14 protein-coding genes and 1 pseudogene are annotated in these 14,660 nt (G+C 29.0%); 4 read left to right on the plus strand and 11 right to left on the minus strand.

The window, feature by feature from the left end; all coding sequences use genetic code 11:
- Positions 1–162: 162 nt before the first annotated feature.
- Complete coding sequence (locus RYO54_RS11230) at positions 163–825, plus strand: helix-turn-helix domain-containing protein (RefSeq protein WP_315118646.1); 663 nt, start codon at positions 163–165, stop codon at positions 823–825.
- Between the two features lie 484 nt (positions 826–1,309).
- On the opposite strand, the gene RYO54_RS11235 is transcribed toward RYO54_RS11230, so the two are convergent.
- The 3 genes from RYO54_RS11235 to RYO54_RS11245 all read right to left on the minus strand — a co-directional run bounded on the left by RYO54_RS11235 (position 1,310) and on the right by RYO54_RS11245 (position 5,128).
- The gene (locus RYO54_RS11235) at positions 1,310–2,851 is read right to left on the minus strand and encodes a hypothetical protein (protein ID WP_315118648.1); all 1,542 of its coding nucleotides are present in this window, start codon (positions 2,849–2,851) and stop codon (positions 1,310–1,312) included.
- 282 nt (positions 2,852–3,133) lie between these two features.
- The gene (locus RYO54_RS11240) at positions 3,134–4,840 is read right to left on the minus strand and encodes a ribonuclease J (protein ID WP_315118649.1); all 1,707 of its coding nucleotides are present in this window, start codon (positions 4,838–4,840) and stop codon (positions 3,134–3,136) included.
- A 54-nt stretch (positions 4,841–4,894) separates the two neighbouring features.
- Positions 4,895–5,128, minus strand: coding sequence for a helix-turn-helix domain-containing protein (locus RYO54_RS11245; protein WP_315118651.1), 234 nt, complete (start codon positions 5,126–5,128; stop codon positions 4,895–4,897).
- Between the two features lie 149 nt (positions 5,129–5,277).
- On the opposite strand from RYO54_RS11245, the gene RYO54_RS11250 reads away from it, so the two are divergent.
- Together RYO54_RS11250 and RYO54_RS11255 are read left to right on the plus strand one after the other, a co-directional pair.
- The gene (locus RYO54_RS11250) at positions 5,278–5,478 is read left to right on the plus strand and encodes a hypothetical protein (RefSeq protein ID WP_315118653.1); all 201 of its coding nucleotides are present in this window, start codon (positions 5,278–5,280) and stop codon (positions 5,476–5,478) included.
- Positions 5,479–5,494: 16 nt separating this feature from the next.
- Positions 5,495–5,725: pseudogene (locus RYO54_RS11255) on the plus strand (hypothetical protein); the annotation flags it as partial.
- Positions 5,726–5,776: 51 nt separating this feature from the next.
- On the opposite strand, the gene RYO54_RS11260 reads toward RYO54_RS11255, so the two are convergent.
- The 8 genes from RYO54_RS11260 to RYO54_RS11295 form a co-directional block, all read right to left on the minus strand.
- The gene (locus tag RYO54_RS11260) at positions 5,777–6,472 is read right to left on the minus strand and encodes a cyclic nucleotide-binding domain-containing protein (RefSeq protein WP_315118654.1); all 696 of its coding nucleotides are present in this window, start codon (positions 6,470–6,472) and stop codon (positions 5,777–5,779) included.
- A 155-nt stretch (positions 6,473–6,627) separates the two neighbouring features.
- Positions 6,628–6,942, minus strand: coding sequence for a TIGR04076 family protein (locus RYO54_RS11265; protein ID WP_315118656.1), 315 nt, complete (start codon positions 6,940–6,942; stop codon positions 6,628–6,630).
- A gap of 37 nt (positions 6,943–6,979) precedes the next feature.
- Positions 6,980–7,627, minus strand: a complete 648-nt coding sequence (locus RYO54_RS11270) for a lactate utilization protein (RefSeq protein ID WP_315118657.1) — start codon at positions 7,625–7,627, stop codon at positions 6,980–6,982.
- A gap of 191 nt (positions 7,628–7,818) precedes the next feature.
- Entirely contained in the window at positions 7,819–8,241 is a 423-nt protein-coding gene (locus RYO54_RS11275) for a DUF3785 family protein (protein ID WP_315118659.1), read from the minus strand.
- Positions 8,242–8,277: 36 nt separating this feature from the next.
- Positions 8,278–8,463 (minus strand): hypothetical protein, encoded by a 186-nt coding sequence (locus tag RYO54_RS11280; protein ID WP_315118660.1) that lies wholly within the window; start codon positions 8,461–8,463, stop codon positions 8,278–8,280.
- Between the two features lie 261 nt (positions 8,464–8,724).
- Positions 8,725–9,717: an NADH:flavin oxidoreductase gene (locus RYO54_RS11285; RefSeq protein ID WP_315118661.1), complete on the minus strand. Its 993-nt coding sequence runs from the start codon at positions 9,715–9,717 to the stop codon at positions 8,725–8,727.
- A 158-nt stretch (positions 9,718–9,875) separates the two neighbouring features.
- On the minus strand, positions 9,876–10,970 hold the full coding sequence (locus tag RYO54_RS11290) for an FAD:protein FMN transferase (RefSeq protein ID WP_315118662.1): 1,095 nt from the start codon (positions 10,968–10,970) through the stop codon (positions 9,876–9,878).
- Between the two features lie 99 nt (positions 10,971–11,069).
- Entirely contained in the window at positions 11,070–12,173 is a 1,104-nt protein-coding gene (locus RYO54_RS11295; RefSeq protein ID WP_315118664.1) for a hypothetical protein, read from the minus strand.
- A 597-nt stretch (positions 12,174–12,770) separates the two neighbouring features.
- Between RYO54_RS11295 and RYO54_RS11300 the strand changes: the two genes are divergently transcribed.
- On the plus strand, positions 12,771–14,660 hold a 1,890-nt coding region (locus tag RYO54_RS11300; RefSeq protein WP_315118666.1), incomplete at its 3' end, for a YgiQ family radical SAM protein.

Below are 14,660 nucleotides of genomic sequence, written 5' to 3' on the forward strand. Positions count from 1 at the left end.
AAAAAGCTACATATTGTTCCTAATATATCAAATTTATATTGAAATATTATCAACATATAAAAATTACAATAGTATATTATAAATAAAATTTATAATAATTGTTAATTTATTACATATAATTTAATAAATCACCATTTATATAATAATAGGAGTGAATAAAGTGTGTTAAAAAATAAGGAAGAGTTCAATTTAGGAATAATGATTAAATCATTACTAAAAGAACAATCACTCTCCATGCGCAAACTTAGTTTGCTTACAGGAATCGATACATCAACAATTTCAAGAATTGTTAACGGAAAACAACCTCCAAACATTAATCATCTGCAAAAAATTTCTCAGCATTTAAACGTTCCTATAGAAAAGTTGTTAGTAGCTGCTGGATATGATATTGGCGTTTTAGATAAAGAAATTTCTTCAAATAACAATACTGTAACTGATACTATTCAGCAAATTATTAAATATCTAAATATATCAGATCAACATTGTCTAATAGAATGTGTTGAAAAAGATTTGAATAAGTATGAGCAATATGCACTAACGGAAGAAGGACAGGAAATGATTCATAAGAATTTTGATGAGAAAATAAATAAAGTAAATGGAGTTGGTCCATTTATACAACAATTAAAAGAGATGTATGAACAATTTTGCAATGATAGTATCTCAACTAAAGAACGTGCTATACTTGGAAGTGGACTTTTCTATTTTATTCTTTCTACAGATATTATTCCTGATTACATTTTTCCATATGGATACTTTGATGATGTTATAGCCATAAAATTAGTTATAGATCGACTATCTAAAATTAACAATAATGAAACTAATTAAATATTAGTATTTAAAGAGTCTTTAACTTCCACTTCTCAAGTAAATTCCTTTTTCAATTGTAAATTTCTACGAAGATAATTTAGTTTGACAAATAGATTTAATAGATGGTTAGATGGATAAATAGATAATAGATTTGGTGAAAATCCCTTTAAGGAGATTTTTTTCAATATCTAAAATCTAAAAAACTATACATCCAAAAATCTAACTAAATTGTTTTCACATTTATAAAGTTCTATAAAGATAATTAGATGTACAAAAGAGGAACTAAGTACATAATGACGTCGAGTCACAAAAGGCGCTCCTCCCATTGTATACTTAGTTCCTTTATGTTTTTTACAAATATATTTTCAAAATTAAATTATCACATATTAATTCTTTATTTATAAAGTTTTACAAAGATAATTTAGTCTCAAATATTTATATTTTAAATTTTATTTTGTAGAACTTAAAAATGTTATGTAATGTGCATTATCTAAAAATCTAACTAATTTATACCATTCGTTCTTATAAGTTGTAAAGCATCCTTGGCGGTTATTTCAGATAGAATTTCTAGTTTATCGATATATTTTAATATTCCTTCACTTATTTGTATTCTTGTTGATGAATTTTTTATTTTTTCTATTAACTCTTTTACCTTAGAGGTTTCAATTTTATAGTCAAAAATTGATAGCACCTTTAAACTAAATAAGCTTAAGAAAATATCTTCTCCATTCTTCCACTCTTCATAGGTATTTATGTTTGCAAGAATGATTTTTACTATATTATCTATTATACTATTAATGCTTTTCATGCTTTCATCGTAAATAAAGCTAATAGTATCAACTTTTACAAAGCATAATGCTAGTTCTTTCATTATTGAATTTATTATCTCTTCTCCTTCTTCTTTTTCAAAAAATAAATTTATTTTAGTAAAACTTTTATTGTTATAGAATGTATTTTTAAAGTATTTTATAAAACTTTCAAAATCCTCCGCATTGTTTCCAAGTTCTATTTCAAAGAGTATTCTAAAAAATAAATTCCATTGAAAATCCTTATTTAATGAAGATAAAATCTTTCTACCCACTATTTCTGAGAATTCGTCACCAAACTTAACTTCTCTTTCTAAGTATATTTCATTGTGAAAACTGATTTTATCCTTATCTATATAATTTAACCGTGATAAAATCTTTATTAATGTATTATTGTATTCTTGTATATTTTCAGCATTATTGGTTCTAAAAATATATTGCATTATTGCATCACAAGATTTTTTAAAATCTACTATAAAGCCAATGTTTTCTCTCATCCTGGCTGAAAAAATATCATAAATTATTTTTGACAAAGCACTTTCTAACTGCTTTTTTCTGGCTTCTGGATCTGTAGCACTAACCTTATTAAATTGATCGTATATAATGAGAAGTTGATTATCAATCATAGATAAATTTTTTTTAATAGACCACATCATCTCCTTAAAAAATTTATCTTGTAATACATAGTTGTTATTTTTGTATATTACTTTATGTTCAATTTCTCCCCAAAATATATTTACAAGGGATTTTATTTGTAGCTCAAAATTTATATTTCTATCTCCTAAAATATAAATACCATCAATTTTATAAATTTCAAAACCATTTCGTTGTTCTTGGGGTTGATTATCATTTAGATGTAACTTTATGTTCTTATTTTCATTATTGTATAAATATCCATCTTCAGATTTTATATTAAAATACTCCTTCAAAACTTTATATATAGTATTTTCATCTTCGATAAATCTACATTCAATTCTAACTCCAATTAAATCCGAAAGATTTAATAATAGTTCTTCTGCTGAAGAATATTTTTTATAGTATTGATTCCTTATTATTTTTTCTCTTAAGCTTGAAGATGATTTAACTCTTGTACTTATATTTAAAAACCCTTCATTAATCCCTGCCAGTATTTTTTCAAAGTATAGCTCAATTTCATTACATCCAATTTCTAATTCATCATATAATTTATCAAAATCTCTTATAACTTCATTTATATAATTAAACATATCTAATTCCATTGAAACACTCCTTACAAACTTATATACCTTGATTATACTATAAAATATTGATTTTAGCCTTTTTCATTTATATTTTTAATCCTTTTTCTTCTTAATTGCCTCTAATATTTAAACAAGATTCAAGCATATGGAATAGAGTAAATTTTAAAAGAACCCTAAATAATACAGTAAAAAACTGCAGCTAAATTCGTATAAAAACAAGCTTAGCTGCAATATCTATTTAAAAAACTAAAATTTTATTTACTAATTTATATGAAAACTTTATAGGTACAATTATATTATCTAAATCTCCATAATTATTGGAAGAATAATAGGTCTTCTTCTAGTCTTACTGTATAAAAAAGCACTTAAAGCATCTTTAATATTGGATTTTATAACATACCATTCAGTAATTTTGTTTTCCATACAGTTATTCAACTCTTGCATTACTACTTTTTTTGCTTCATTTATTAATTCTTCAGATTCTTTTACATAAATAAAACCTCTGGTAATTATATCAGGCCCTGCAATAATAGAAAATGACTCTTTTTCTATAGTTACTACTACTGTCAAAATTCCATCCTGTGCTAAATACCTTCTATCTCTTAAGACTATATTACCTACATCTCCTACACCTAAACCATCTACCATAATATCACCTGATCGTACTTTACCTGAAATTCTTGCGCTTTTTCTGCTTAATTCTAGGATTTGTCCCGTTTCTAATATAAAAATATTAGAAGGATTCATACCCAATTTTTCAGCTATAAGGGCGTGCTGTCTTAGATGTCTATACTCTCCATGAACTGGCATAAAAAATTTAGGTTTAACTAAAGTATGTATTAATTTCAATTCCTCTTGACAAGCATGACCAGATGCATGAATTTCTTCTAGAGTATGATATATTACATCAGCACCTTTTTTGAATAAATCATCTATTAATCTAGATACAAATTTCTCATTTCCCGGAATTGGAGAAGCAGAAATAATTACTAAATCACCATGTTTAATTCCTATCTTTTTATGGGTTCCAGATGAAATTCTAGCTAGTGCTGACATTGGCTCCCCCTGACTTCCTGTTGTTATTATTGTCACTCTCTCATCGGGATATTTATCAATTTCATCTACACTAATTATTTGATCTTTTGGCAAGTCCATATATCCTAACTCCATAGCCACGCTGGATATATTCTCCATACTCCTTCCACTGAAGGCAACTTTTCTTCCAAATATTAAGGACGAATTGATAATTTGCTGTATTCTATGAATATTAGAAGCAAAGGAGGCAACTATAACTCTACCTTTTGCCTTGCTAAAAACATTGTTTAAGTTTTCTCCAATAATTTTCTCAGAAATAGTATACCCTTTGCGTTCTGCATTAGTACTATCTGCCATAAGAAGAAGAACTCTTTCTTTACCTAGTTTAGCAAAACGTTCAAGATCTATAACGTTACCGTCAATAGGTGTATAATCTATTTTGAAATCTCCTGTATGAACTATAATCCCTTGAGGTGTATATATGGCAAGAGCACATGAGTCTGCAATACTATGGCTAGTTCTTATAAACTCAACCTTAAAGTTATTAGTAGTAATTTTTTCTCCATGTTTAACTACAACAAGATCGCAATCAGAGAGTATATTATGTTCTTTCAATTTATTTTCTAGTAATCCTAAGGTTAATTTTGTTCCATATACTGGTATATTCAATTGTTTTAGCACATACGGTAAAGCCCCAATATGATCTTCATGTCCATGAGTCAGTACAAACCCTTTTACCTTCTCGCTATTATCTATTAAATATGATATATCAGGTATTACTAAATCAACACCATACATCTCTATTTCAGGAAAAGCTATCCCACAGTCGATGACAATTATTTCGTCATCGTATTCTATAGCTGTAATATTCTTTCCTACTTCTCCTAATCCACCTAATGGTATAATTTTTAACTTATTTAAATTTTTGTTTAAATTTTTGTTTGAATTTTTATTTGAATTCTTATCTATCATTTTATTCCCTTTCCCTTTTATATTTTTATCTCTATAAATTTACTAAGAATCATATTATATATTCTCACCGCGTTTCAAGGCTTCTATAAACTCAGTAAGATCGTTTTTCTTTATTCTCCAATGTCGTCCGATTTTAAAAGCAGGCATTTTTCCTTCTTGAACCAATTTGTAAGTAGTAACTTCACTAATCTTTAAATACTCTGCTACTTCACTAATTGTCATAATCTCATCTGTATTATGATTTTCATATATCATTTTTTTCTCCTTTTCTAAAATTAAACCCTTCATTAAATATAAGTTACTTATTGAATATATAACATATTATAATCTATTAACTTATATTATAATTCATTAACTTATATTATACACTATATTGCTTGATTATATTCAATTTTATCAAATTTTATTAAATTTAATTATTTTATAAATAGTTATAATTGATTATATTATACTACGGTGGATTTAAAATAGGTATTCTTTCTGAAGCCGATTATATTGTAGATATCGGATCACATGTAGGAAGTGATAGCGGGCATTTAGTATTTGAAGGTAGCATTGATAACTTTTTAAAGAGTAATAATTCTATAACTGCTCAATGTTTAAGAGATAATAAAAAAAAATTTAAAATTAAACTATAGAAAAGGAAATAATGAATTAGTAGACAAAGGTAATACCGTCGTTATGATTGAACATAATCTAAGTGTTATTCGTGAAGCAGATTGGGTTATTGAACTGGGTCCTGAAGGAGGAGATAAAGGACGTGATTTCCTAAAAAGGGCTGAAAAATCCCGCAATGAAGTTCTAAGGATAATAGAAAATAGTTTGACAGATGATGAAATAGAGCAATTTACAGAAATATGCAAAAAGATAAATGAGCTTTTATAAAGCTCAGATGAGGTTAAATCCTCATCTGAGCTAAGTTTCATTTTATAAGATTTATGCTTTATAAGGTTCTTTTGCTAATTCTTGAAGCCTTTTAAAATCTAAAATTACTATCGACTTTTCTTCTTTTCTAATAATATTTTTATCACTAAGTTTTTTTATTGTTCTTAACAAGTGTCTATAACTAGTTCCTAACAAGTCAGCTATTTCTTTTAATTTATCTATATAAATTGCTTCCCCATAGTTATCTTCCCTTTCTGAACACATGGCTAAAATATAACTAGCCAGTCTGTTTTCCAAGGGATACAATATGTTAACAGAACTAAAAATTGTGTAATCAAGAAATTTTTCACTCAACTTCTTGCCTAAAAATCTTATAAATTTAATATCATTATAGGTTTTATCCTTAATTATATTTAACGGTACAGCAATACAAATGGTGTCAGTAATAGCTTGAATATTACATTTTGTAATATTGTCTTCAAAAAATTCCGCATCTCCTATTATATTTAATGGCTCATAAAAATGAAATAACAATACCCTTCCATTTTCGACAATAGTATATACTTTAATTTTTCCCTCTACTAGAAAATAAAAATATTCAATTTTTTCTCCTTTTCTTAAAATATTCTCCCCTTCATCAAAAGAAATTAATTGCATATGTTTCTTCATATTTATTTGAAAAATATTATTCAGCTCATATTTTTTTATATAATATTCTAGCTGGCTTTTATCATTTAATATTTTCATTAGTCAATCCTCCATCTTTGTTGTATAAGAATACTAGTACAAATATGATATATATTATTATTTTATATTATGTTTAATAATATCATTGTTTTGTATCTAATATAAATATATTCTTACCTCAAGATGAAATATTAGCTTGTCCTTTTACATCCCATTTAAATTATTCTTTCTAGTTTATAGATAACAGGATGAAGCCCATCATTACATGATTGTATTGATAGCCCTTCTTGTTTTACATAAGGGCTATTTTTCCCAGATGCTAAAAGCAAAACCTTGTCTTTTATAACTTTCCAAGCCCCTAAGCAAAAATTACTAGGCATATTACAATTTTTAGATATATATTCATCCCCTTCTTTATTACGTTTGCAAATTAGAGGAAAATCCTCTGCTGCATACTCTTTATGAATATCTGAAAGTTCTAATCTTTTCAATACTGTAATTTTCACATCATAATAGTTTTCTTTTTCCATAACATTATCCCTCCAAGACTATAATACATATGTTTTTTTAATATCCCAATCTTTCATCTATAATAATCACCTTTATTCTATCCTTTAAAAAATCAAATTGCCTTTTAATAACAACATAAGTGTTGCATATTCTATCCTGCGAATGACAGTCTACACAATGTCCAATCTTAACGCAAGGAGTATCCTTTCCAAGTCGTTTAGCATCTATAGGAGCTGCTATATTCTTAATTCTATTCTCTGCTTCCTCTAAATCTTTAACTATCTTATTCTTTCCTGCAACAATTATTACTTGTTTTGGACCAAAAATCATTGGAGCCACTCTAGCCCCATATCCATCTACATTATACAACTCTCCCCTTTCTGTTATTGCATTGACGCTACATAAGAAAGTATCTGCGCTAAAACATTGTGTGTATAATTTATTTTTATCCTCCATAGTCAGACCCTCTTTATATTTATCTAGAAAAATATAATTGCCGCTTCTTAATAAATCTATAATTCCTGTTTCAAACAATGTCATAGAATCTCCAACGCCCACAAGGGAATTATGTGGAATTAATTCTTTTATTTTTTCTATCAATTCTTCCGTGGTTTTTATATAAAAGCCTTTCAGATTATTTTTCTCTAAATTTTCTAGAAGCCTGTTAATTTTTAAATCTTCATGCCATTGTACATTCTTATCCATTTTTTCTTCTCCTTTTATAAATTATCCATATATTATTTTAAAATTATTAGCTCTTGTAACAATTTTTTTTATTTTAAAAAGCTTATTATAGTTTAACCTTTAACATCATTATATATAAAAATGATGTTAAACAATATGACATGTGTCATATGATTTAACATCATCACTTTTTATGATATCTCTTAATATAATTAGATATCACATTGTTCAATTTCTATAGCATAATTTCCACAATTTTCACATACTATTATCATTAAAACAAAACTATTATCTATCTTTCCTAATTTTAATAGTTTGGAAAATGATGTGTTTTCATATTCCTTAGATATGTTACTAATTACATATTTATTATTCTTAGTAAATATGCAAAAGTGGTACTCCAAAAAATTAAAGTACTTCAATTTTTCCCCTTTTCCATTTAAACATTTTTCGCAGGGTTCACTGTAATATGTTGGATCAAAACTAACTTCTGTACACTCATTTAAAAGCTCTAAAACATCTGAAAGTTCTATACCTGTGATTTCATTTTCCTCATGACTTAGCAATATATAGTCACAGTTATCTTTAGATAACTCATAAGTTTTATCTTTATAATTAAATTTGTAACTTTTCATATATGTATCTCCTTTTTATAAATCTATACTATTCTCCTAATTTTTTTCAACAACTCTATTAATTAAACTAAGTTCTATTAATTCAGATTTAGAAAATCCTCCTCTAAAACATCTAACCTGCTTAAACTTAGTCCCGTTCATTTCAAAATCTAACACATCTATTCTATCCCCTTTGTAAACTACAGGCTCTTTTTGTCCCTTTATAAAAATTTGTACTTCCATGACATCTCTCCTAAAATTTAGTTTATCCGATGACTACCATCCGTAATACTCCCATCTTCTACAAGTGGGAGATAACGGATGCTACGTCCCTGGATAAGTTCTTCTAAGCTTCAGTTGGAGTAAGTATTCCTTTTAAGCAAACTCCATCTGAAGCTAAGAATCACTTGATATACTTTTTACACTCTATTTTATTATATCAATTATCCGCTAAAAAACCCACATTTTATAACTTACATAGTTAATCACTTGTAATTAGTATAATTATCTAAGGCTTTCAATAGAGTTTTTAGCCCAATGAGAATCTGTTAAAATAGCCCTTCCAACTCCAATAAGATCTGCCTTTTCTTCTCTTAACAACTGCTCTGCATATTTCACTTCAGTAATTCCTCCAGTTAAAATTACAGGAATAGATACTGTTTTCTTTATTTCCTCAGTCAAGGTTGCAAAATATCCTTGACCTGTAACTCCTGGTATACTATATCCATATATCCCTCCTGAAACATCAATTATGTCTATCCCTACTTTTTCAAACTCTTTAACTGCTATTTTACTATCTTCTATGGTAGTTCCTCCCTCAGTAAAGTCTGCAGCACCTAATCTTAATAAAACAGGAAAATCTTTACCTACAGATTTTCGTACTTCCTCAATAATTTCAAGATGGATTCGTATGCGATTATAGATATCTCCACCATATTCGTCTTTTCTTTTATTAGTTAGTGGTGAAAAAAATTGATTTAAAAGATATCCATGAGCTGAATGTATTTCTACACCATCAAATCCAGCTTTTTTAACTCTAACAGCAGCATTACTAAAAGCTTTTACAATATCTTTAATTTCTTCTTTGGTGAGTTCCCTTGGAATACACCCAGTGCGTGAATTAACAATACTTGAAGGAGCTACGGGAGTTAACCCTGTAATTCCTTCCTGCGCTGTGCCTCCTGCATGATTTATTTGCATAACAGCTTTAGAACCATTACTGTGAATTATATCTGCCAATTCTTTCAAATCTTTAATTACACTATCATCTGCAATAGAAAGCTGATTATTACTTGCTTTTCCTTCAATCTTTATAAAACTATGTTCAATAATGATAAGGGATATATATCCTCCCTGTGATTTTTCCTTGTAATATTCTAGAAGCTCATTACTTATATCTCCATCTTGTTTAGCCTTTGCTGTTGCCATTGGTGGCATTATTAAACGATTAGACAAGGTCAAAGTATTCATTTCTAATGGTTTAAGTAAATAGGACATAGATTAAACCTCCTTAATATCTCAAAATTTTATTAAATCATCTTTATTTATTATATTTTTACTTTATCTTAGTATATTACTCTTTCTTATTATATTCTTATGCTAAATAATATTGCCACCGTAAAATTATTACGGTGGCAGCAAGATTGGATTGCTTATTAATTTGCTTTTGCGCCAGTTGCGCCATTGCTTTTCATTATTTTTTTCATTCCCTCTGTTGCTTCTATTTTTCCATCAGGCATAACCCATATAGCCTCAACACCTTCTATGCTTTCTACAAGTGCACGACTTTCATTATAGGGCATTAAAAATGCAGTAGTTGATAAAAAATCAGCAACACCTGAATCTTCGGCTACTAGTGTAACAGCACGATAATACTCCCCCGGCATAAGGGTTTGTGGATCTATAAGGTGATGAATAGACTTACCATCTACAATGTAATACCTTTGATAATCTCCACTACTAACTACTGATCCATTATTAAGGAAAATTGTATCAATACTTTTAGATTCATCAGAAACTATAGATTGACTAGGGTCCTGTATTCCCACTCCCCAACGCTCACGAATACCATCAAGGGGTTTATCTAGCGTTCTTACATTACCACCTGAGCTTATAATTCCTGACGTAAATCCTTCAGCCATAATCTCTTTTGCTACAAGTTCAGTTGCATAACCCTTTGCCACTGAACCTATATCAAGGCTCATTCTTTTGTCAGCAAGATACACTGTATTATTTTCAGTATCAACTATTACCTTGTCTATGTCTGTATATTTGGTAGCATCCATCAGTTCATTCATAGGTGGCAATTTTGCATTTTCAGGATCTTCTCTTCCTTCTTCACGATAGTCATGCCATATACTTAATACTGAACCCATAGCAATGTTGGTTCTGCCTCCTGTACGATTATACCAATCTTTAGAAAACAGAATCAAGTCTATTACATCCTTATCAACCTTTACTGGTTTTATACCAGCATTATCATTTATTGTCTTTATATTGTTGATTCCTTCATAATCGTTATATATATCATAGAGTTTATGAAGTTCTTGAAAGCGCCCATGGATCTTTTCCATATAGGAATTAAATTCATCTTCACTTTTTGTATAACCCACAACCATTGTCATAGTATCAAAGGTATCAAAAAAACTTTCGCTATATTTACTATATTCATTTTTCGGTGCTCTTTGACAGCCTATAAAAATGAACATACTCAAAAGTGCTATCCCTAGCCCTGCGGTTATTTTTCTCATTTGTTACCCCCTCGTATAATATGGTTAATATTAACTGAAAGTTAAATTTACACAAAACTCCCTCACTTCATGTGAGGGAGTTTTATAAATATCTAAATTTTATTTTATGTTCTTTGCGTTTGAATTAGCTTTTTCAACAACAGCAATGTAATCTTGAACAGTCATAGTAACTGTTGATTTTAACTCTTCAACATCTGGTACAGCTGGGTGAGCATCATCTCTCTTAGTAACCTTCATGCCCTTAATTTCATCTACTGTCTTACCAGCCATCCACTTTTCAAGTTCATCTATTTGTTCAAACCATTCTTTTTTAATTCCTGAAACTGCTTTCATGCCATATTCATCACCAAGTTCAGTCTTAGTTTTGAATTCACCATTCTTGTCTGTAGTTAACTTTCCTTCTTTGTCAAAATTAACTTTAGTCTGAGCAACGTCAATTGCTGTAGTTACAACTTTACCATCTTTATCAAATGCAGTTGCTGACATAGTAGTATTTACCTGTGCAACTGGAAGAACTTCTTTTCCGTTTTTGTCTGTGCCAAGACCTTTTGAGCTACCAATTGATACTTCTGTTCCTAAACCTACAGTTGCAACTCCTTCTTTAACATCAACAGCGTTTGCATATGCTTTTTCAAGAGCTTCTAAGTAACTTTCAACAGTGATAGTAACTGTTGATTTTAATTCTTCAACATCTGGTACCGCTACGTGAGAGTCGTCTCTCTTAGTAACTTTCATACCTTTAATTTCTTCTACTGTTTTACCTTCCATCCATTTTTCAAGTTCAGCAATCTGCTCGTTCCATTCTTTCTTAATTCCAGAAATTTCCTTCATGCCATAGTCTGCACCAAGTTCAACCTTAGTTTTTATTGGTGCATTAATATCTGATTTTAATTTAAGGTCTTTTTCAAACTCAACCTTAGTTTGTGCAGTATCTATAGTTACTGATACAACTTTACCATCTTTATCAAAAGCAGCTGCAACTATAGTTTCATCAACTTGTCCAACAGGAAGAACATCTTTACCATTTTTGTCAGTTCCAAGTTCTTTAGATTTTCCAATTGATGTGATGTGTCCAAGACCCATCTTTGCTACGGTTGGCTCACCTGCTGGCGTTTCCTTTCCTGCATTATCCTTTGGTGAACATCCTGCTAATGTACCAACAGCTAATATTGTTGATAAAAAAATTGAAAGTGATTTTTTCATGTTTACCCTCCATCCCTTCAAATAAATAAATTTTTTAAATTCATTATCACATTTAAATTTTAGCATATTGTTAATAAAGAAACAATACCAATTGGGTAATTCTTTTATAAATTCCACAATTGGAATTCATCGGATGGAATTCATTTCATAATTTTCAATGTTCAAAAATTGATAACATTTATATTTCTATGTATTTTTCTATAACAAATTTAATAAGAGCGCTATAATTCCTTATCTATCAGATAAAATTCTCAATTATCAATATAACCAATTTCCTATGTTTTCCAATTTATTGATATTAATAAACTCAAATGATTTATGTTATTAAATGTAAATTCATCAAAAAATATCATTAAAATAAATCATATGTTAAATATGTTAATAGATACTTTAACAACTTTACATATTTTCCCTAAATGCAATTATATATATTATTTTTATTGAGGTAACATAGTAAATTAAGTAATTTAGATACTTTAGTTTTACTCTTAGTTGTGATTATTAAAAATCAATTGTATAATATAAAAGTTATATTATATACTAATCGTACACTTTAAGAATAAATAACTTTTAAATAAGATATAAATAGGTGATAATATGAAAAATAATAAATTTTTACCCATTAGTAAAGAGGACATGATAGATAGAGGATGGCAAGAATTAGACTTTGTTTTAGTTACAGGAGATGCCTATATAGACCATCATAGTTTTGGAACTGCAATTATCTCCAGAGTTCTAGAAGATGCAGGATATAAAGTGGGGATAATAGCTCAACCAGATTGGAAAAACAATGAGGATTTTAAAAAACTAGGTAGACCGAGACTAGGTTTCTTAGTTAATGCAGGAAACATGGATTCCATGGTTAACCACTATACTGTAAGTAAAAAACTAAGAGCAAAAGATTTCTATTCTCCTGGTGGAAAAATGGGTTTAAGACCAGATAGAGCAACAATTGTTTACTGTAATAAAATCAGAGAGGCATATAAAAATACTACTATAATAATTGGTGGAATAGAAGCAAGCCTTAGAAGATTTGCCCATTATGATTACTGGAGCAATAAAGTAAGAAAATCTATTTTAATAGATAGTGGAGCAGATCTTTTAGTATACGGAATGAGTGAAAAACAAATTGTAGAGGTTGCAAATAATTTAAATGATGGATTAGAAGCTAAGTACATTAGACACATACCAGGAACTTGTTACACAGTTGATGATTTGGAGAATATATATGATTATATCCAAATCCCCTCTTATAAAGAAGTATGTTCTAACGAAAAAAAATATGCTGAGGCTTTCAAAGTTCAGTATGAAGAACAAGATCCTGTTAGAGGAAAAAATATAGTTCAAAAACATGGAGATAAATATATTGTACAAAACAAACCAGAAATGCCACTATCAAGAGAAGAGTTGGATGTGGTTTATAATCTTCCTTACCAAAAGAACTACCATCCTGTTTATGAAGCTTTAGGCGGAATACCTGCCATAGAAGAAGTTAAATTTAGTATAGTTAGCTCAAGGGGATGCTTTGGAAACTGTTCTTTTTGTGCAATAACCTTCCATCAAGGTAGAATCGTACAAAGTAGAAGTGAAGACTCCATATTAAAAGAAGCAGTAGAAATTACAAATCTTAAAGATTTTAAAGGATACATCCATGATGTTGGTGGCCCAACTGCAAACTTTAGATCTCCAGCTTGTAAAAAACAATTAAAATTAGGTGCTTGTAAAGATAGGCAATGTCTACACCCAAGCCCTTGCAAAAATATGAATGTAGATCATAGTGAATATTTAAATTTGCTTAGAAAGTTAAGAAATCTACCTAATATTAAAAAGGTATTTGTACGTTCAGGCTTAAGATATGATTATATAATGGCAGATAAAAATGATAGATTTTTAAAAGAGCTTATAGAACATCATGTAAGTGGCCAACTAAAAGTTGCTCCAGAACATGTATCAGCTAAAGTTTTAAAATACATGAGAAAACCTGCTGGAAAAACCTATGATAGATTTAGAGAAAAATTCTTTAAAATAAATGAACGATTAGGAAAAGAGCAATACATTATACCCTATTTAATGTCTAGCCATCCAGGGAGCACTTTAGAATCAGCCATAGAGCTAGCCGAATACTTAAGGGATATTAATTATCAACCAGAGCAAGTTCAAGATTTTTATCCAACCCCCGGAACATTATCAACAGCTATGTTTTATACTGGATTAGACCCACTTACTATGGAAGAAGTTTATATTCCAAAAGCCAAGAAGGAAAAAGCTACACAAAGAGCTTTACTTCAATTTAGAAATCCTAAGCATTATGATTTGGTATATGAAGCCTTAGTGGAAGCTAATAGAATGGATTTAATAGGGCTTGGACCAAAGTGTCTAATAAAACCCAAAGGAAATAAAGCAGAGCATATTGGTAAGAGTAGACAGTACAAAGGTAAATCTAATGGGAAATTAAATAATAATAAATTTAATAATGCCAAACTAAAT

The organism is uncultured Clostridium sp., from assembly GCF_963515715.1.
Taxonomy (GTDB): domain Bacteria; phylum Bacillota; class Clostridia; order Clostridiales; family Clostridiaceae; genus Clostridium_AW.

Excerpts from the sequence above, each read along its gene's own strand:
- RYO54_RS11235 (WP_315118648.1), bottom strand. The coding sequence starts at position 2,851 with ATGGAATTAGATATGTTTAATTATATAAATGAAGTTATAAGAGATTTT.
- RYO54_RS11240 (WP_315118649.1), bottom strand. The coding sequence starts at position 4,840 with ATGATAGATAAGAATTCAAATAAAAATTCAAACAAAAATTTAAACAAA.
- RYO54_RS11245 (WP_315118651.1), bottom strand. The coding sequence starts at position 5,128 with ATGAAGGGTTTAATTTTAGAAAAGGAGAAAAAAATGATATATGAAAAT.
- RYO54_RS11260 (WP_315118654.1), bottom strand. The coding sequence starts at position 6,472 with ATGAAAATATTAAATGATAAAAGCCAGCTAGAATATTATATAAAAAAA.
- RYO54_RS11265 (WP_315118656.1), bottom strand. The coding sequence starts at position 6,942 with ATGGAAAAAGAAAACTATTATGATGTGAAAATTACAGTATTGAAAAGA.
- RYO54_RS11270 (WP_315118657.1), bottom strand. The coding sequence starts at position 7,627 with ATGGATAAGAATGTACAATGGCATGAAGATTTAAAAATTAACAGGCTT.
- RYO54_RS11275 (WP_315118659.1), bottom strand. The coding sequence starts at position 8,241 with ATGAAAAGTTACAAATTTAATTATAAAGATAAAACTTATGAGTTATCT.
- RYO54_RS11280 (WP_315118660.1), bottom strand. The coding sequence starts at position 8,463 with ATGGAAGTACAAATTTTTATAAAGGGACAAAAAGAGCCTGTAGTTTAC.
- RYO54_RS11285 (WP_315118661.1), bottom strand. The coding sequence starts at position 9,717 with ATGTCCTATTTACTTAAACCATTAGAAATGAATACTTTGACCTTGTCT.
- RYO54_RS11290 (WP_315118662.1), bottom strand. The coding sequence starts at position 10,970 with ATGAGAAAAATAACCGCAGGGCTAGGGATAGCACTTTTGAGTATGTTC.
- RYO54_RS11295 (WP_315118664.1), bottom strand. The coding sequence starts at position 12,173 with ATGAAAAAATCACTTTCAATTTTTTTATCAACAATATTAGCTGTTGGT.